This is a genomic window from Microbacterium sp. Nx66, from assembly GCF_904066215.1.
In the GTDB taxonomy this organism is placed as follows: domain Bacteria; phylum Actinomycetota; class Actinomycetes; order Actinomycetales; family Microbacteriaceae; genus Microbacterium; species Microbacterium meiriae.
This window is the reverse complement of record NZ_LR880474.1, coordinates 2,700,000-2,717,041: the sequence shown is the minus strand read 5'-3', so window position 1 is coordinate 2,717,041 and position 17,042 is coordinate 2,700,000. Positions and strand designations below refer to the sequence as shown.

The 17,042-nt window shown below is 70.6% G+C and carries 18 protein-coding genes; 15 read left to right on the top strand and 3 right to left on the bottom strand.

The features are described from left to right. Nucleotides 1–45: 45 nt before the first annotated feature. Entirely contained in the window at nucleotides 46–1,371 is a 1,326-nt protein-coding gene (gene aceA, locus MICNX66_RS12995; RefSeq protein ID WP_187662218.1) for an isocitrate lyase, read from the bottom strand. A 245-nt stretch (nucleotides 1,372–1,616) separates the two neighbouring features. Between aceA and MICNX66_RS12990 the strand changes: the two genes are divergently transcribed. The 7 genes from MICNX66_RS12990 (at nucleotide 1,617) to MICNX66_RS12960 (ending at nucleotide 9,536) form a co-directional block, all read left to right on the top strand. Next, nucleotides 1,617–3,062 (top strand): helix-turn-helix transcriptional regulator, encoded by a 1,446-nt coding sequence (locus tag MICNX66_RS12990; protein WP_187662217.1) that lies wholly within the window; start codon nucleotides 1,617–1,619, stop codon nucleotides 3,060–3,062. Nucleotides 3,063–3,084: 22 nt separating this feature from the next. Further along, a complete protein-coding gene (locus MICNX66_RS12985) occupies nucleotides 3,085–4,212 on the top strand; it encodes a DUF6226 family protein (RefSeq protein ID WP_187662216.1) in 1,128 nt (375 codons plus the stop codon). 218 nt (nucleotides 4,213–4,430) lie between these two features. Continuing rightward, nucleotides 4,431–5,534, top strand: a complete 1,104-nt coding sequence (locus MICNX66_RS12980) for an ABC transporter substrate-binding protein (protein ID WP_232089086.1) — start codon at nucleotides 4,431–4,433, stop codon at nucleotides 5,532–5,534. After that, nucleotides 5,534–6,331, top strand: a complete 798-nt coding sequence (locus tag MICNX66_RS12975; RefSeq protein ID WP_187662214.1) for an ABC transporter ATP-binding protein — start codon at nucleotides 5,534–5,536, stop codon at nucleotides 6,329–6,331. The genes MICNX66_RS12980 and MICNX66_RS12975 overlap by 1 nt, the downstream gene beginning before the upstream one ends. After that, nucleotides 6,324–7,172, top strand: coding sequence for an ABC transporter permease (locus MICNX66_RS12970; RefSeq protein WP_187662213.1), 849 nt, complete (start codon nucleotides 6,324–6,326; stop codon nucleotides 7,170–7,172). The genes MICNX66_RS12975 and MICNX66_RS12970 overlap by 8 nt, the downstream gene beginning before the upstream one ends. A gap of 107 nt (nucleotides 7,173–7,279) precedes the next feature. Then, complete coding sequence (locus MICNX66_RS12965; RefSeq protein WP_187662212.1) at nucleotides 7,280–8,659, top strand: NtaA/DmoA family FMN-dependent monooxygenase; 1,380 nt, start codon at nucleotides 7,280–7,282, stop codon at nucleotides 8,657–8,659. Beyond that, complete coding sequence (locus MICNX66_RS12960; protein WP_187662211.1) at nucleotides 8,652–9,536, top strand: ribokinase; 885 nt, start codon at nucleotides 8,652–8,654, stop codon at nucleotides 9,534–9,536. Before MICNX66_RS12965 ends, MICNX66_RS12960 begins: the two co-directional genes overlap by 8 nt. A 22-nt stretch (nucleotides 9,537–9,558) precedes the next feature. On the opposite strand, the gene MICNX66_RS12955 is transcribed toward MICNX66_RS12960, so the two are convergent. After that, a complete protein-coding gene (locus tag MICNX66_RS12955; RefSeq protein WP_187662210.1) occupies nucleotides 9,559–10,146 on the bottom strand; it encodes a PadR family transcriptional regulator in 588 nt (195 codons plus the stop codon). 103 nt (nucleotides 10,147–10,249) lie between these two features. On the opposite strand from MICNX66_RS12955, the gene MICNX66_RS12950 reads away from it, so the two are divergent. Together MICNX66_RS12950 and MICNX66_RS12945 are read left to right on the top strand one after the other, a co-directional pair. After that, nucleotides 10,250–10,759, top strand: coding sequence for a flavin reductase family protein (locus MICNX66_RS12950; protein WP_187662209.1), 510 nt, complete (start codon nucleotides 10,250–10,252; stop codon nucleotides 10,757–10,759). Further along, a complete protein-coding gene (locus tag MICNX66_RS12945; protein ID WP_187662208.1) occupies nucleotides 10,756–11,169 on the top strand; it encodes a riboflavin kinase in 414 nt (137 codons plus the stop codon). Before MICNX66_RS12950 ends, MICNX66_RS12945 begins: the two co-directional genes overlap by 4 nt. On the opposite strand, the gene MICNX66_RS12940 is transcribed toward MICNX66_RS12945, so the two are convergent. Next, nucleotides 11,170–11,820 (bottom strand): amino acid deaminase, encoded by a 651-nt coding sequence (locus MICNX66_RS12940; protein ID WP_187662207.1) that lies wholly within the window; start codon nucleotides 11,818–11,820, stop codon nucleotides 11,170–11,172. 118 nt (nucleotides 11,821–11,938) lie between these two features. On the opposite strand from MICNX66_RS12940, the gene MICNX66_RS12935 reads away from it, so the two are divergent. Genes MICNX66_RS12935 through MICNX66_RS12910 form a run of 6 tightly spaced genes read left to right on the top strand, consistent with a single transcriptional unit; the run spans nucleotide 11,939 to nucleotide 16,923 of the window. Beyond that, the gene (locus tag MICNX66_RS12935; RefSeq protein WP_187662206.1) at nucleotides 11,939–12,631 is read left to right on the top strand and encodes an HAD family hydrolase; all 693 of its coding nucleotides are present in this window, start codon (nucleotides 11,939–11,941) and stop codon (nucleotides 12,629–12,631) included. A 2-nt stretch (nucleotides 12,632–12,633) separates the two neighbouring features. Continuing rightward, on the top strand, nucleotides 12,634–13,623 hold the full coding sequence (phnD, locus tag MICNX66_RS12930) for a phosphate/phosphite/phosphonate ABC transporter substrate-binding protein (protein ID WP_232089085.1): 990 nt from the start codon (nucleotides 12,634–12,636) through the stop codon (nucleotides 13,621–13,623). A gap of 1 nt (nucleotide 13,624) precedes the next feature. After that, complete coding sequence (gene phnC / locus MICNX66_RS12925) at nucleotides 13,625–14,449, top strand: phosphonate ABC transporter ATP-binding protein (RefSeq protein ID WP_232089084.1); 825 nt, start codon at nucleotides 13,625–13,627, stop codon at nucleotides 14,447–14,449. A gap of 26 nt (nucleotides 14,450–14,475) precedes the next feature. Further along, nucleotides 14,476–15,270 (top strand): phosphonate ABC transporter, permease protein PhnE, encoded by a 795-nt coding sequence (gene phnE / locus MICNX66_RS12920; protein WP_187664214.1) that lies wholly within the window; start codon nucleotides 14,476–14,478, stop codon nucleotides 15,268–15,270. Beyond that, nucleotides 15,267–16,082, top strand: coding sequence for a phosphonate ABC transporter, permease protein PhnE (gene phnE / locus MICNX66_RS12915; protein WP_187662204.1), 816 nt, complete (start codon nucleotides 15,267–15,269; stop codon nucleotides 16,080–16,082). Before phnE (MICNX66_RS12920) ends, phnE (MICNX66_RS12915) begins: the two co-directional genes overlap by 4 nt. Next, the gene (locus MICNX66_RS12910; RefSeq protein WP_187662203.1) at nucleotides 16,069–16,923 is read left to right on the top strand and encodes a MurR/RpiR family transcriptional regulator; all 855 of its coding nucleotides are present in this window, start codon (nucleotides 16,069–16,071) and stop codon (nucleotides 16,921–16,923) included. The genes phnE (MICNX66_RS12915) and MICNX66_RS12910 overlap by 14 nt, the downstream gene beginning before the upstream one ends. Nucleotides 16,924–17,042: the final 119 nt, after the last annotated feature.

Here is a 17,042-nt window from a genome sequence, read left to right as displayed (position 1 = left end):
ACGAGAACCGGGGGTCTCGGGGGAAGTGGGGGGAGAAAACGGGGGTCAGTGGAACTGGGCGGTCTCGGTGGAGCCGGCGAGGGCGAGGGTGGCGCTGTCGGGGTTGAGCGCGGTGGAGATGACGTCGAAGTAGCCGGTGCCCGCCTCACGCTGGTGCTTGGTGGCGGTGTACCCGTCGGCCTCGGCGGCGAACTCGGCCTCCTGCAGCTCGACGTAGGCGCTCATGGCGCGCTCGGCGTAACCGCGGGCGAGGTCGAACATGGAGTGGTTCAGGGCGTGGAACCCGGCCAGGGTGATGAACTGGAACTTGTAGCCCAGGTCTGCCAGATCCTGCTGGAACGTCGCGATCTCGGCGTCCGACAGGTGGCGCTTCCAGTTGAAGCTCGGGGAGCAGTTGTAGGCCAGGAGCTTACCGGGGAACCGCGCGTGGATGGCCGCGGCGAACTCCCGCGCCAGCTCGATGTCCGGCTCCCCGGTCTCGACCCAGAGCAGGTCGGCGTACGGGGCGAAGGCGAGGCCGCGGCTGATGACCGACTCGATGCCGGGGCGGATCCGGTAGAAGCCCTCGGACGTGCGCTCGCCTGTGGTGAACTCCCGGTCGCGCTCGTCGACGTCGCTCGTGAGCAGATCGGCGGCGAGGGCGTCGGTGCGGGCGATGATGACGGTCGGAACACCGGCGACGTCCGCCGCGAGACGGGCCGCGTTGAGAGTGCGGATGTGCTGCTGCGTGGGCACGAGCACCTTGCCGCCGAGGTGGCCGCACTTCTTCTCGCTCGCGAGCTGGTCCTCCCAGTGGATGCCGGCGGCACCGGACTGGATGAGCGACTGCGCGAGTTCGTACGCGTTCAGCGGTCCGCCGAAGCCGGCCTCGGCGTCGGCGACGATCGGCGCGAGCCAGTCCTGCGTGATCTCACCCTCGGCGTGCTCGAGCTGGTCCTGCCGGAGCAGGGCGTTGTTGATGCGACGCACGACCGCCGGGACCGAGTTCGCCGGATAGAGCGACTGGTCGGGGTAGGTCTGTCCGGCGAGGTTGCCGTCGGCGGCGACCTGCCATCCGGAGAGGTAGATGGCCTTCAGGCCGGCGCGCACCTGCTGCACGGCTTGGCCGCCGGTGTAGGCGCCGAGCGCCCGGATGTAGTCCTCCGTGTGCAGGAGGTTCCAGAGGTTCTCCGCACCGCGGTGGGCGAGGGTGGCGTCCTCGCGGACCGAGCCGCGGATGCGGACGACGTCTTCGGCGGAGTACGTGCGCTCGACACCGTCCCAGCGCGGGTCGGTGTCCCAGATCTCCTGGAGCTCCGCCGCCGTCTGGACCTGATCGCCGGCGCGCAGGCCGGCGGGGCGCGGGGTGGGGGTCGCTGCGGTGTTCGTCATGGTGTCTCCTCGGATGGGAATCGGCGTCGGTGCCGATGGCGTGCCTCCACTCTGTGTGAAGTTCGGCGCCTCTCCGGTGCCGAAATGAGGAGAAGTTTGACTGGATTTCTGTTTTCGTGACAGACTCGGCCCGCACGCACCGCTCACGCGGCCTCGCGGGATCAGGAAAGACCCCGGCCCGGCCTCGCGAGGAGCGTTCCCGATCCCGCACCGACGCGGACGGCGGTGGGCTGAGAGGAGCCGACATGGACGACACCACGGAAGAGACCGACGCCCTCACTGTCGGGCGGCGCATCCGCCAGCTGCGCACCGCGCGGGGCCTGACGCTCGAAGAGCTCGCGGCCGCGGTCGAGCGGGCGCCGAGCCAGATGTCGATGATCGAGACGGGCAAGCGCGAGCCCAAGCTCACGCAGCTCCAGGCGATCGCCCGCGCGCTCGGGGTGACCATCGACGCGCTGCTCACGGGGGAGCCGCTCGACGAGCGCAGCGCGATCGAGGTCGCCCTGGAACGCGCGATGAAGGGGCAGACGTTCCAGGCGCTGGGCATCGCGCCGTTCCGCATCGCCAAGAGTGTGCCGACGGAGGCGCTGAAGGCCCTGCTGGCGCTGCAGGGGGAGATCGACCGACTCAAGGACGAGCGCGCCGCGACCCCGGAGGAGGCCCGGCGCGCCAACGTCGAACTGCGGCATCTGATGCGCCGGCAGGACAACCACTTCGCCGAGCTGGAGGCGAAGGCGGCCGAGATCCTCGCGGCCGTCGGCCATCCCGGGGGACCGCTGACCCAGCGCACCGCCTCGGAGATCGCGGCCCATCTCGGCTTCACCCTCCACTACGCCCCCGACCTGCCGCAGACGACCCGCAGCGTCGCCGACCTCGCCAACGGCCGGCTGTACCTGTCGAGCAGCGTCCCGGCGAAGGGAGACGCACGCACCGCGGTGCTGCAGGCGCTGTCGAGCCGTATCCTGGGGCACTCCGAGCCGCGCAGCTATGCCGAGTTCCTCCGGCAGCGGGTGGAGACGAACTACCTCACCGGTGCCCTGCTCATCCCGGAGGCGCACGTCGTCCCCGCTTTGCAGGATGCCAAGCAGCGGAGGGCGATCTCCATCGAAGACCTCCGTGACGCATACTCGGTGTCGTATGAGACGGCGGCGCACCGGTTCACGAACCTCGCGACGCGGCACCTCGACATCCCCGTGCACTTCCTCAAGGTGCATGAGTCGGGCACCATCACGAAGGCGTACGAGAACGACGACGTGAACTTCCCGACCGACCGGCTCGGCGCCATCGAGGGGCAGATGTGCTGCCGCCGGTGGACCTCCCGGGTGGTGTTCGACGAGGACGACCGGTTCAACCCGTACTACCAGTACACCGACACCGGGAACGGCACCTACTGGTGCACCGCCCGTGTGGAGGCATCGAGCGAGGGTCTGCACTCGGTGAGCGTCGGGGTGCGGTTCGATGACACGAAGTGGTTCGTCGGCAGGGACACCCCGCACCGCGGTGTGTCGAAGCACTCGGTCGAGGTGTGCTGCCGTCGGGCTCCCGCCGAGCTGGAGGAGCGGTGGCGCGAGAACTCCTGGCCCAACGTGAAGACCCCGCGCACGCTGCTGGCGACGCTGCCCACCGGTGCCTTCCCCGGCGTGGACACCACCGATGTGTACGAGTTCCTGGAGTCCCACGCGCCCCGGTGATCCCGCTCGTTACGCTCGGTCGATGAGCAGTGACGTCTTCCCCGGTCCCCTCGGCCCGATGCCCGAGGCGGGTGCCGCCGCGATCCTGTGGATGCCATCGCCGGCGGAGGCCCTGCGGCCGGTCCGCTTCGTCGACGGTTTCGAGCCGTTCGCCGACTTCCTGCGGGGCCTCGGGATCGACCCCGCGCTGCTGGCCGACGACCTCGCGGCGACGTGGGATGTGGTGGCAGCGCGTCCGGAGATCCTCGACCGCCCGGACCTCGCGGCGGCCGCCGCGCGCTTCGTCGGCAACGTCATCGCGGTCGTGCACCCGGCCGCGACCTGGCGGATGACGAGCGAGCCGGAGATCGGGACGAACACCCTCTCCATCCCGGTCGCGGGTCTCGTGCAGGGGATGGTGCAGCAGCCCGACCAGCGGGATGCGTTCCTGCAGATGCTCGCGTCGTGGGAGCAGGACGACATCGATGACGAGGAGATGAGAGCGCTGTCCGCGGAGGATTCCGCTCCCGCGGTCGTCGTCGTCCCGGCGCGCGCGTATGTCCGGCCCGCTCTCCCGCCCCTGACCTTCCACGACGACCGCGGCGAGGTCATCCGTTACGGACGCCGCTGGCCCGATGGCATCGCACCGGAGGAGTCGTACTCTCGGGAGAGCCACCCGGAGCGCTTCGCACCGCTGCTTCTCGTGGTCGACGCGCTCGTCGAGCACCTCTCCCGCGAGTACGAAGTCGAGGCGCGGCGAGAGTCGGGGGAGGACGGGACGGAGCGCGTCGTGCTCGAACCGGCGCGCGGTGCGCGAGTCGTCATCACGCCGACCGTTCCCTCCGTCAGCGTAGAGGCGGGCGCCCACTTCCACGCGATCGTGCCGTCGTGCATCTGCGATGCCTGCGACGAGACCGCCGAGACGGCGGCGGACGAGCTGGAGCGGATCCTGCTGTCGGTCGCCGCCGGTGGCTTCCGGGAGAAGTATCCCGTCGGCCGCCGCGCGTGGCTGTACACCGAGATCCGGTCGCCGGACGGCGACCGGCGGGAGAGCAGCTCAGGCCCCGCTCCGGAGATGCCCGCGGAGGCGCGAGAGCGCACGGGCGCCCTGCTGCGCGGGCTCGACGACGGCTGGTGGCCCGCCTGGCCGCTCCGCTCGACCCCGGTCTGAATCCGCCCGTCCCGTCCCGTCCTGGACACTGTTCCTTCTCGTTCTCTCCCCGGGCCACGGATGCACGACCGTGTTTCGCGCGCACGAGCCGAGGCCCGGGGGAGTCGTGCATCCGTCACCGGATCGTGCCGATGGAGTTAGTTTGATCTTGCTTAGTCAAGATTGACTATGTTACTTTCATCGAGCCATCAATGACGAACGGCCGAGAAGGGACCCTCATGGCTACTTCCTCTGCGGAAACCCGATTCCGCACCACTGCCACCCTGACGTGCGTTCTCGCCGCCACGCTGACGCTCGGAGCCTGCTCCTCGCCGGCGCCCGGCGGCGATACCGCCCCCACGAGCGCGGGCGGCAGCGACGCCTGCCAGCGCAACCAGGATGCCGGCACCATCACCTACATCTCCGGCTACGGCTACTCCGCCAGCGCCGGGCAGCTCGACGTGTTCCTGGCGAAGGAGCTGGGCTACTTCGACGACCTCTGCCTCGACGTGGAGATCAACGCGTCCGGTGCGAACGGGCAGCAGCTCGTCGCCTCCGGGCAGGCGCAGTTCACCGCTCTCGGCTCCGCCTCCGATGTGATGCTCGCCGCGGCGAACAGCAAGAACCTCACCGCGGTAGCGACCTACGGCACGACCCCGCCGTTCTCGATCTTCGGCAACGAGAAGCTCGCCGACCTCACCGACCTCGAAGGCGGCTCGCTGGGGTACTTCATCAACCTCACGCCCATCGCCTCGGCCATGCTCGATGAGGCCGGGGTGGACGTCTCGAAGGTCGAGATGGTGAAGATGACCAACTACGACCCGACCGTCGTCGTGCGCGAGCAGGTCGACGCGATCGTCGGCTACGCCTCCAACCAGCCGCAGACCCTCAAGGCACAGGACCTCCCGTTCAGCGAGTTCCTGCCCTCCGCCCTCGGCGTCGAGGGCACGTACAACGTCATGGAGGTGAACTCGCGCTTCCTCGACGAGCACCGTGAGGTCGCCGCCGACTTCATGCGCGCGAGCCTCAAGGCCCTGCAGTTCTGCCTCGACGAGGCGGACGAATGCATCGACATGCTGGCGGCCCTCGCGGAGGAGAACGGCCAGGGTGCGGCGTTCCCGCGCGATCAGCTCGCCCGTACGTGGGAGGTCGAGTCGGCCTGGGTGCGCGAGAGTGCGGGCGGCAACCCCGGCGTGCAGACCGAGGACATGTGGCAGCCCGAGTACGAGATCGTGCAGGAGTACGGCGACGTCAAGGACCTCCCCGCCATCGCCGACATGATGGACCCGGATCTCGTGGCCGACCTGTACGACGGCGACACCCTCGTCTGGGCGGAGAAGTGATGACCGCGGCACACGGCGCGGGCGTCGAGGTCAGGAACGTCTCGAAGTCCTTCGGCGTCGACGGAGCCCAGGTGACGGTGCTCGACGACGTGAGCCTCACGATCGGCATGGGCGAATTCGTGTCGGTGATCGGGCCCAGCGGGTGCGGCAAGTCCACGCTGCTCAAGGTGGTCGCCGGACTCCTCGACGCCGACTCCGGCACCGTCACGATCGACGGCGAGAGCGTCACGGCGGCCTCCCGCGACAAGAAGATCGGTCTCGTCCCGCAGTCCCCGGCGCTCCTGCCGTGGAAGACGGTGCGCGAGAACGTCGAGCTCCCCGTGCGGATCAACCGCGGGGCCAACGGCGACCGCGCCCTCCGCGACCCCGCCGAGCTGCTGTCGACGTTCGGACTCGGGCATGCGCTGAAGAAGTACCCGGGGCAGCTCTCCGGCGGTATGCAGCAGCGCGCCGCGATCGCCAGGGCCTTCGTGTTCGACCCGGCGATCATGCTGATGGACGAGCCGTTCTCCGCCCTCGACGAGATGAACCGCGACCTGCAGCGCATCGCCCTGCTGGACTTCTGGCAGTCGAACCGCAAGGCCGTGATGTTCGTGACGCACTCGGTGCCGGAGGCGATCATGCTCTCCGACCGGATCGTGGTGATGGCGGCCCACCCTGGCCGCATCGCCGAGGTGATCGATGTGAACCTCCCGCGACCGCGCACCGAGGAGGCGTACGCGACGGACGAGTTCCGCGACCTGGAGGCAGTCGTGCGCGGTGCGCTGCGCGCGCAGACGGAGAAGGCCCATGTCTGAGCTGACGATGAGAGACACCACCGCCACCCTCGCCACGGCGCGGCTGAAGGCGCAGCCCCGCCGCGGCATCCCCGGCTGGCTCCGCTGGGGCTCGTGGGGACCGACCCTGATCACGTTCGTGATCGCGGCTCTGCTCTGGCAGATCGTGGCGTGGACCAACCCGTACGTCCTGCCGACGCTGGAGGCCATCGGCGCCAGCCTCGTCGAGGACGCGGGCATGTACTGGTCGAACTTCCTCGTGACGCTGCTGGAGGTCGTCGTCGGGGCCTCCGCCGGCATACTGGCGGGCTTCCTGCTGGCCGTCGTGATGGCCGAGTTCCAGATCATCGAGCGGGCCGTCATGCCGCTGGTCATCATCGTGATGGTGACGCCGATCGTCGCGATCGCCCCGGCGCTGGTCGTCGCCTTCGGGTTCGGCATGGTGCCGAAGTTCATCGTCACAGGACTCGTGGTCTTCTTCCCCATGCTCGTGAACTCGCTCGCCGGCCTCCGCGACGTGGACCAGAAGGCGTTCGACGTGTTCACGACGCTGCACGCCTCGCGGTGGGAGATCTTCCGCGAGCTGCGGTTCCCCGGCAGCATGCCGTACGTGTTCGCCGGTCTGCGGATCGCACTGCCCCTCGCCGTCGTCGGCGCCGCCGTGGCCGAGTTCGTCGCGGCCGGTCAGCAGGCCGGTCTCGGCTCCCTCGTCACCACCTCGGCGGCACAGGCGAACCTGCCCGTGACCTGGGCGAGCATCGCTCTGCTCTGCCTGCTCGGGGTGCTCCTCATCGTGCTCCTCGCGGTCGTGCGCCGGCGCGTCCTGTGGTGGAGCGACGGCGAGGTCACCGCGAAGGGCTGACCGCACGACCCCCGGTCCCGGGAGCGCGACCCCGCGCCCCCGGGTTCCCCCGGCGTGCCCGGAAACTCCGAACGACTCCATCCCCCACTCCCAGGAAGGCATCCGCCATGACCGCTCAGCACCCCGTGAAGACCCTGCGGCTCGGACTCTTCGAGAACGCCCAGGCGAACGACTCCGGCACCGCGACCTGGCGCCACCCCGACAATCGGCGCTACCTCTTCGACAAGCTCGACTACTGGCGCGACACCGCGCGCCTGGTCGAGAACGCGGGCTTCGACTTCCTCTTCCTCGCCGACGCGTGGGGCTGGGCCGACGTCGCCGGTGAGCGGCCGGAGATCTGCTCCGTCGAGGGCCTGGATCTGCCGCGGCTCGACCCGGCGATCATCCTCGCCGCCCTCATCCCGGAGACCACCCGCCTGGGCCTGGTCGCCACCGGATCGACCCTGCTCGAGCCGCCGTACTCCTTCGCCCGACGCCTGGCCACTCTCGACATCCTGTCCGGGGGCCGGATCGGCTGGAACGTCGTCACCACCGGCACGGCCGACACCGCGGTGCAGGGCTTCGGCGTGCCGATGGTGGGACACGACGAGCGCTATCTGATGGCGGACGACTTCATGCAGGTCGTCTACAAGCTGTGGGAGGAGGCCTGGGAGGAAGGGGCGCTGGAGCGCGACAAGTCCGGCCGCTTCGCCGACCCGGCCAAAGTCCACCGCATCGCGCACGACGGGCCCTACTTCCGCTCGCACGGCTACGGCAACACGCAGCGCTCGCCGCAGGGCACGCCGGTGCTGTTCCAGGCCGGGGCGTCGCCCGCCGGTCGCGAGTTCGGCGGCAAGCACGGCGAGGCGATCTTCGTCGGGAGCGGCTCGGTCGAGCAGCTCCGCACGCATTCCTCGGCGATCCGCGAGGAGGCGGTGAAGAACGGCCGTGCGGCGCACGAGGTGAAGATCATGTCGGCGTTCGCCGCGGTCGTCGGCAGCACCGAGGAGGAGGCCCGCCGCACCTACGCGGAGGTCGCCGATGCGCAGAATCCCGAGGTCACCGTCGCCTCCTACGCCTGGTTCACCGGTCTCGACCTGTCGTCGTACGACCCGAGCACGCCGATGTCCGAGCTCCGCACCGAACTCTCGCAGACGCAGGTCGCGCGCTTCGCCGACAAGACGGTGGGCGATGTCCTGGGCGACTGGCACGCGCACGGCGTGGGCGCCCGCCCGATCGTGGGCACGCCGGAGCAGGTGGCGGACCGGATGATGGAGCTCGCCGACGGCGCCGACCTCGACGGCTTCCTCTTCGCTCCGGTGATCCCGCCGGCCTCGACCGCCGACTTCATCGAGCACGTCTTGCCGATCCTCAAGGAGCGCGGGGCGATCGCCGACCCCGCAGCCGAGCCGGAGTCGCTGCGGGAACGGCTGATGGGCACCCCGACGCCCGCGCTCGCCGACTCCCACATCGGGTCGTCGTTCCGGCGGACGATGGCCCGTGTCTGACAGCCTCGCCGGCGTCGCCGTCGTGGGGAGCGCGAACCTCGACCTCGTGGTCGAGGTGTCGCGTCCTCCCCGCGTCGGTGAGACGCTGCTCGGCCGGGCCGGAGGCCGCTTCCCCGGTGGCAAGGGTCTGAACCAGGCTGTCGCCGCGGCCCGCGCGGGAGCCGTGACCACGTTCTGCGGCGTCGTCGGAGCGGACGAGGCCGGCGCCGTTCTGGAGGCGGCGCTGACGGAGGCGGGAGTGGACGCCGCGCTCCGCCGCTCCGCGTCCGCGCCGACCGGGGTCGCGCACGTGCTGGCCTTCGACGACGGCGACAACAGCATCCTCGTGGCGGCGGGGGCGAACGGCGAGCTCACTCCGGAAGACGCCGTGGCCGGGACCGTCGGGGCGGCCGTGATGCTCACTCAGCTCGAGGTGCCCTTCGCCGCGGTCGCCGCCGCCCTGGCCGCCGCACATGCCTCCGGGACCCTCACGATCCTCAACGCCGCCCCCGCGCACCCCGCCGCCGTCGACCTGCTGCCGGAGGTGGACGTGCTGGTCGTGAACGAGACGGAGTGCGCGGAACTCGGCGGCGTCGAGCGGCTCCTCGGCGCCGGCGCCGGGGCGGTCGTGCTCACGGAGGGGGCCGCCGGTGTGACGCTGCATCGGCCAGGGCGCCCCGGCGTGCACGTGCCGGCCTTCCGCATCGACGCCGTCGACACGACGGGAGCCGGGGATGCCTTCTGCGGCGCCCTCGCTGCGGGGCTCGCCCAGGGTCACGACATCGAGCACGCTCTCGTCCGTGCCTGTGCCGCGGGGGCGATCGTCGCCCGTCACCGTGGGGCGACCACTCCGGCGCTGTCCGTCACCGCTCTGGAGGCTCTGGTAGCGCGGCGCTGAGTCCGCGCTGGGCGCGGCGGTATCAGCGCGTAGGGGTGGTCTCCGCCGTCTCGCCGGCGAATGTGTACGCTCCGGCACGCAGCCGCTCCAGCAGCGTCAGGAGCCACTCCTTCTCGGCGGTGAGTCGGGCGGTGGAGAGGTCGAAGATCTCGCGCACGTACTCCGGGGTCGTCTCCGAGCGCAGGGTGTCCTGCACGTCGAAGCCGTTCTGCGTGATGATCGCGTCGCTCTTGATGAGCCGGTGCTCGAGGCCGGCGATGACCTCCTGCCGGCTGAGGACGAACATGAACGAGGCCACGGTCATGATCGCCTGGGTGTCGAAGGCCGCGACGTTCCAGAGGTTCTCGCGCAGCATGCGCTGCAGCTCCACCTCGCCGGCCGGGGTGATGCGGTAGGTGGTGCGCGCGGGGCGCTTGCCCTCCGTCTCGGTGCCGCTCTCCGCCACGTAGCCGTCGACTTCGAGCGCGCGGAGGGCGTTGTAGATCGAACCGGGCTGGATGTGCGCCCACTCGTCGACGTGCCAGGTCATGAGCTCGCGGCGCAGGAAGTAGCCGTGCACCGGTTGGAACTGCTTGACGGCACCGAGGACGACGAGGCGGGTGGTCGACATGCGCTTCATGCTAACGGCTCGGTGCGGTGGAACCTGTTGTTTGCATGGTCAAAAATACATATAATCCAAACTAGTCAAAGTTGACTACCGAAAGGACTTCGTGATGACCACTGCCGTGACCGACGCCCTGCCGCGGGACCGCGCTCTCCGTCGCGCCTTCTCCGTCTACCCGACCGGTGTGGTCGCGCTGGCCGCGCACGTCGAGGACCGCGCCGTCGGTATGGCGGTCAACTCCTTCACCTCGATCTCGTTGGAGCCCGCCCTCGTCGCCGTCAGCGCCGCGCGCACCTCGAAGACGTGGCCCGTGCTGCGCGCCGTCCCCGAACTGGGGATGAGTGTCCTCGCGGCGCACCATGAGCCGCTCAGCCGCTCCCTGTCCGCGCGCGAAGGCGACCGGTTCGGCGGCCACGCGTGGCATCGCTCGGAGGGTGGGGCCGTGCTGATCGACGACGCCGCGCTCTGGCTCACGTGCCGGCTGCACAGCACGTTCGACGGTGGCGACCACGAGATCGCGCTCTACGAGATCCAGGATGTGACGCTCTTCGACGGCGTCGAGCCGCTCGTGTTCCACCAGAGCCGTTACCGCGCCATCTCGCCCGCCGGAGACGTGTGAGCGGACCGGCGCCCCGGGTGCTCTCCGGCCTGGTCGTCCCCGGCGACGGTCGCGGTCGGCTGCTCGGCTTCCCGACCGCGAATCTCGCCCTGTCCGAGCGGCTGCTGCCCGACGATGGGATCTATGCGGCGTGGGCGCTTTTGCCCGGCGACGACCGGCGGTGGGAGGCGACGGCGAGCATCGGCGTCAATCCGACGTTCTGTGGCGACCGGGCGCGGCGTCTCGAGGTGCACCTCCACGACATCGATCGCGACCTCTACGGGCAGCTGCTGTCGGTCGAGCTCGTCGCGCTGCTCCGGCCGACGCTCCGTTTCGATGGGGTCGCGGAGCTCGTCGCCCGGACCGCCGCGGATGTCGCGGCCTCGCGGCGGCTTCTCGCCGCGGAGCGGCGCACGTTCGCGAGGCGCTGACTACGCCGCGTTCCAGCGGAGTCGCGGCAGCGCGGGGAACTCGGTGAGGATCGCCGCCGCGTCGGTCACGGGGAAGAGCGTGACCGGGAGCGGGGGGAGCCCCGGGGATGGTGCGACCGCGTAGGCCAGGGCCGCCGGCCCCTCCGACGCGCTCAGAGAGACCCGACTCTCGCGGCCGGCGACGGCGACCGTGGATCCGTGCAGGCCTGCGGACAGGGCGGCGGCCGCGGCGGTCGCTCGGGCCAGGAGCGTCGGACCGGGGAGCCAGGGGAGGAAGGCGTCCTCGGGGAGTCCGCAGGCGACAGGCAGCGCCGGGGTCAGCCAGCGGTCGCTCTTGAGGCCGTAGGGGGTGGGCTCCCGCGAGAGCAGGTAGCCGTAGCAGTGCAGGAGCCCGGCGTTACCGACCGGCCAGGTCGCCGGCAGGCCCGCGCGCCGGTGGAGTTCGTCGAACAGGGCGGGCGCGATGACGCCCGTGCCGGTGTTCTCGTCGACGGCGGTCGACCGGCCCCACGCGGCGAAGCGCCTCGCATCGCGATCAGCCCGGAGTGAGGCATCGAGCCAGGGCAACGCGTCGATCGCGCTCTGCGCGGCGACCGGGGTGCTGGTCGCGGCGCGGTCGGCGGCGTGCATGAGGGCAGCGAGTTCGGACACGGCGTTCACCATACGGGAACGACGTGGACGGAGTGTTCACGCGGCGTTCATGCGCTGTGGGCGTTCCGTCCATGTCGTTTGCCCATGCTGGACGGAGCGTCCGCACGGAAGGAACCCCGTGACCACCATCCTCCTCTTCGACTTCGACGGCACGATCGCGCTCGGCGACGGCCCTGTCCTCGCCTACGCCCGACATGTGGCCACCGCGCTGGGCGCGTCGGAGCGGTTCGTCGACGACGTCCGCGTCGCGCTCGCCGTCGCGGGCCCCGACGCCGTCGACGGGTACGACGTCGTCCGCCGCGCGGCGGACAGCTTCGGCGCCGACGGTGCCGTGCTCAGCGCGGCCTACCTGGCGAGCCGCGCCCAGCTCGCCACGGCTGCGGCTCCGGTCACGGTCCCGAGCGGCCTGGTCGAGTTCCTTCGGACCGCCGGCCCCGTAGCGGAGCGCGTGCTGGTGACCAACGCCCCCGCCCTGCGTCTTCCGGAGGCTCTGGAGCACCTCGGGCTCGCGGGACTGTTCGACCGCATCGTGACCGATGCCCGCAAGCCCGCCGGGATGGAGAAGGTCCTCGATGCGCTGCCGCCCGATGCCCGCATCCTGAGCATCGGCGACATGTGGCGAAACGATCTCGCTCCCGCACACGCCCGCGGTCACGCCACCGCGCTGATCGGGGGCTTCGCCGACCCGGCAGCGACCCCGACCTTCCGCGCGGCCGACTTCGCCACTCTCGCACCGCAGCTCGAGGCTTGGCTGCGGGCCACCGACTCCTCCGTTCCGTCCACTTCACACACCCTCACCACCGAAGGATGATCATGCGTACCTCCCCCTTCCGCCGCCCGGTTCTCGGTCTCGCCGCCGCCGGTGCCCTGCTGACCGTCGCGCTCGCCGGGTGCTCCGGCACCACTGCCGGGGCCGACCCGTCCGCCGCCCCCGCCGAGGATCCGGACTCCCTCGTCCTCGCCCTCGTCCCGTCGCAGGACCAGGACGGCCTCGTGGAGACAGCCGCCCCGCTGACCGACTACCTCACGGAAGAGCTCGGGATCGAGGTGACCGGTGTCGTCTCGAAGGACTACCAGGCCGCGGTCGAGGCGATGGGCGCGGGGCAGGCGCAGATCGGCTTCCTGCCGTCGCTGCAGCTCTGGCAGGCGAACGACATGTACGACGCGTCCGTCGTGTTGCAGACCGAGCGCAACGGCAACATCACCTACCCGGCGCAGTTCATGACGAACAACCCCGACAAGTACTGCGAGGACGAGCCGGTCGCGCGTGACGGGATGCTCTTCTGCAACGGCGCCGACGCCATGACCGGACCCGCCGGTCTCGACAGCATCGACAAGGTGGAGGGCGCGAAGGTCGCCGTCCTCGGCCCGGGGTCCCCCGCCGGTTACATCTACCCGATCCTCGCGCTCCAGGAGGCGGGCCTGGACACGGACGCGGACATCGAGCAGATCCCGGTGACTGCGAACGACGCGTCCGTGCTGGCCGTCTACAACGGCGACGCGGAGGTGGGCTTCAGCTTCTGGGACGCCCGCACGATCGTGCAGAAGGACACCCCGGACGTGGGGGAGAAGGTCGTCGTCTTCGCCATGACCGAGGAGATCCCGAACGACGGCGTCGCTCTGTCTGCCGACCTGTCCCCGGAGCTGCAGGAGCGCATCACGACCGCGCTCGAGGAGTTCTCGAACACGGAGGAGGGCTCGACGATCCTGGAGAGCATCTACTCGATCACCAAGCTCGCACCGGCCGACCCCGCGTCGCTCGACGTCGTCGCCCGGGCCGCCGAGGCCCTGGGGCTGCAGTAAATTGTCCGCTCCGCATCACCCGGTGGACGCCGCGGCTCCGGCCGCGGCGTCCACGCCGTGGAACATCCGTCTCGACGATGTGACGGTGCGCTATCCGAACGGCACGATCGGGTTGAACCGCGTCTCACTGGAGATCGCCGCGGGCGAGATGGTCGCCGTCGTCGGGCTCTCCGGCTCGGGGAAGTCGACTCTCATCCGCACGATCAACGGCCTGGTGCCGGTCACGTCCGGCACCCTCGACGTCGGCGGGCATCGCGTCAGCGGCGCCTCCCCGCGCACGCTGCGCCGGCTCCGGGGGGACATCGGCATGGTCTTCCAGGGCTTCAACCTCGCCGGTCGCGCCAGCGTGCTGCACAACGTGCTCGTCGGGCGTCTCGCCCACACGCCGCTGTGGCGCACACTCCTCGGTGCCTATCCTGAGGTTGACCGGCAGCGCGCGTACCACGCGCTCGACCGGGTCGGGATCCTGCCCAAGCTGCACGCGCGGGCCTCCGATCTCTCCGGCGGCCAGCAGCAGCGCGTCGCGATCGCCCGCGCTCTGGCGCAGGAGCCTCGCGTCGTCCTGGCGGACGAGCCGGTGGCGAGCCTCGACCCGCCCACGGCGCACGGCGTGATGAACGACCTGCGGCGCATCAACCGCGATCTCGGCATCACGGTGCTCGTCAACCTCCACCTGCTCGACCTCGCCCGTGAATACGGCGCCCGGATGATCGGCATGCGCGCGGGCGAGATCGTCTACGACGGCCCCGCCGCCGGTGCCTCGGACGCGGACTTCGAGGGCATCTACGGCCGGTCGCTCACCTCGGACGATCGGCTGGACGCGTGACCCCCGTCGTCGACCAGGACACCGCGGTGGCACCGCTCGACGTGCCCGGGCGCCCACCCGGTGCCTGGAAGGGAGCCGCTGTCCTGGCGGGTGTGGTCGCCGTGACGGTCGTGATGTGTCTGCCCGGTGTCGGCATCGGAGTCGACCTCGACGCGATCGCGCGCAACTGGCAGAACGGCGCCGACAAGGTGCTGAAGCTGCTGGTGCCCGACTGGTCGTTCTTCCCGCGCACGGTCCCGCCGCTGATCGAGACCTTGCAGATGGCGGTCATCGCCACCGCCCTGGGCGCCGCCGTGTCCTTGCCCCTGAGCTTCTGGGCGGCGCGGGCGACGAACCCGAACACGGGCGCGAGACTGGTCGTGCGCGGGGTCCTCAACGTCGTGCGCAGTGTTCCCGACCTGCTGTACGCCGCCATCCTCGTGGCGATGGTGGGCGTCGGCGCCCTTCCCGGGATCCTGGCGCTGGTCCTGTTCAACATCGGCATCATCGTCAAGCTCGTGTCCGAGGCCATCGACACGAACGACCGCGGGCCCCTCGAGGCCGGCCGGGCCGTGGGCGCGACGCAGATGCAGATCAACCGGACGCTCGCCCTTCCGGACGCCTGGCCCGCCTTCGCGAACCAGACCCTCTACGTCTTCGAGCTCAACGTGCGCGCATCGACCGTGCTCGGACTCGTCGGCGCGGGCGGGATGGGGCTGCTCATCGACGCCGTCCGCACGTTCTACCGCTACGACCAGCTCTCGCTCATCATCCTCGAGATCCTCATCGTGGTGATCGTGATCGACGTGGTCTCCGACGCCGTTCGGCGGAGGCTCGTATGACCGCGCCCCTCACCGCCGTCCCCGCCCGGCCTCGGCGCCCCTGGCTCCTCGTCGGATGGGGCCTCGTGACCGCCGTGATCGTGCTGGCCTTCTGGTCGATCGACATCTCCTGGGCGCGCCTCGCCGATCTCCCGGCGGAGATCGTCCGCTACACCGTGCTCATGTTCGGCGACCCGAACTGGGAGAAGCTCCCCGAGGCCCTGGGGCAGACCTGGCGGAGCATCGAGATGGCCTGGGTCGGCACGGTGCTCGGCATCCTCCTCGCGACACCCCTGAGCCTGCTGGCCGCTCGCGGCTTCGGACCGGTCTGGCTGCGCAATCTGCTTCGCGGGCTGTTCTCGCTCATCCGCGCGGTCCCGGAGATCATCATCGCGATCGTGATCCTCTCGGTGACAGGGCTCACACCCTTCACGGGAGCCTTGGCGCTCGCACTCAACGGCATCGGCACCCTCGGCAAATGGGGCTATGAGGCCGTCGAAGCCGTGCCCCGTGGCCCCATCGAGGCGGCACACGCGGCCGGCGGCAGCACTCTCCAGGTGCTGCGATGGGGAGTGTGGCCACAGGCGGAACCGGCGTTCTGGTCGTTCTGGCTCTACCGCTTCGAGATCAACGTGCGCTCGTCGGCCGTCCTCGGCCTCATCGGCGTCGGCGGCATCGGTGACATGCTCACCTCCTACACCCAGTACCGTGAGTGGTCGACGGTGGGTGTCCTGCTCATCGTGGTTGTCACGGTGACGATGCTGATCGACGCGGTATCCGGCGCGATCCGCCGCCGGATCATGGAGGGAGCCCGAGCCCGTGTTCGCCCCTAGCGCTCCGCCGACCGTGCGCATCGCCGCGGTCCGCAACACCTTGCAGCCCGCGGAGCGGCGGGTGGCCGAGCTCATCCTGGACTCCGCCGACGCCGTCGTGGAGTGGACAGCGCAGGAGCTCGCCGACCGGGCGGGTGTCGGCCGCGCCACCGTCGTCCGTGCGTGCCAGGGCTTCGGCTACCGCGGCTACCCGCAGCTCCGGGTCGCGCTGGCCGCCGAGCTCGGCGGGGGGAGCGGTGACGCTGCGGTCGATCACGGGCCGGGTGTGCTGGGGCGGATGCGCGGTGAGATCGACCGTGTCGCGGCGTCCCTCCCCGTGCTGGCGAGTCTCCTGGACCCGGCGACCGTCGACGCGGCAGTCGCCGCGACCTCTTCCGCGCGACGTGTGCTGGTCCTGGCGAACGGTCTCTCGTCGCCGATCGCGAGCGATCTGGCGATGCGGCTCACGGCGGCAGGGCGACCGGCGGAGTTCATCGCCGACGCCATCGCCCAGCAGATCGCGGCCCGGCATCTCACGGAGCAGGACGTGTGCGTCATCGTCAGCGGGTCCGGAGCCAATGAGGCGAGCCTGCGTGTCGCGACCGCCGCCGCCCGCGGCGGTGCGACGGTGATCGCACTCACCTCGTTCGCGTCCTCCGCGCTGACCGACGCGGCCTCCCTGTCGCTCGTCATCACCCCGGCCGGGGTGAGCTTCCGCGAAGAGCTGCAGCACGCCTCCCGCGTCGCCTTCCTCGTGTTCGCCGAGGTCTTCGCGGCCGCGGTCACCTCCGCGCGCGGCGACGCCGCCGTCCAGGCTCGGGCACACGCTCTCGAAGTGGTCTCCGACAACCTCGACGGCTGAGGGCCCGCGGTTCCGGCTGCACGACCTCGGTCCGCGGGCATGACCTGGCGGGCCGATCCGTCGTGCAGGTGTCGCGCAGTCGTGCAGGTGTCGCGGGGGAAGGGGGGAGGCGGGGACGG

Excerpts from the sequence above, each read along its gene's own strand:
- aceA (WP_187662218.1), bottom strand. The coding sequence starts at position 1,371 with ATGACGAACACCGCAGCGACCCCCACCCCGCGCCCCGCCGGCCTGCGC.
- MICNX66_RS12990 (WP_187662217.1), top strand. The coding sequence starts at position 1,617 with ATGGACGACACCACGGAAGAGACCGACGCCCTCACTGTCGGGCGGCGC.
- MICNX66_RS12985 (WP_187662216.1), top strand. The coding sequence starts at position 3,085 with ATGAGCAGTGACGTCTTCCCCGGTCCCCTCGGCCCGATGCCCGAGGCG.
- MICNX66_RS12980 (WP_232089086.1), top strand. The coding sequence starts at position 4,431 with ATGGCTACTTCCTCTGCGGAAACCCGATTCCGCACCACTGCCACCCTG.
- MICNX66_RS12975 (WP_187662214.1), top strand. The coding sequence starts at position 5,534 with ATGACCGCGGCACACGGCGCGGGCGTCGAGGTCAGGAACGTCTCGAAG.
- MICNX66_RS12970 (WP_187662213.1), top strand. The coding sequence starts at position 6,324 with ATGTCTGAGCTGACGATGAGAGACACCACCGCCACCCTCGCCACGGCG.
- MICNX66_RS12965 (WP_187662212.1), top strand. The coding sequence starts at position 7,280 with ATGACCGCTCAGCACCCCGTGAAGACCCTGCGGCTCGGACTCTTCGAG.
- MICNX66_RS12955 (WP_187662210.1), bottom strand. The coding sequence starts at position 10,146 with ATGTCGACCACCCGCCTCGTCGTCCTCGGTGCCGTCAAGCAGTTCCAA.
- MICNX66_RS12950 (WP_187662209.1), top strand. The coding sequence starts at position 10,250 with ATGACCACTGCCGTGACCGACGCCCTGCCGCGGGACCGCGCTCTCCGT.
- phnD (WP_232089085.1), top strand. The coding sequence starts at position 12,634 with ATGCGTACCTCCCCCTTCCGCCGCCCGGTTCTCGGTCTCGCCGCCGCC.
- phnE (WP_187662204.1), top strand. The coding sequence starts at position 15,267 with ATGACCGCGCCCCTCACCGCCGTCCCCGCCCGGCCTCGGCGCCCCTGG.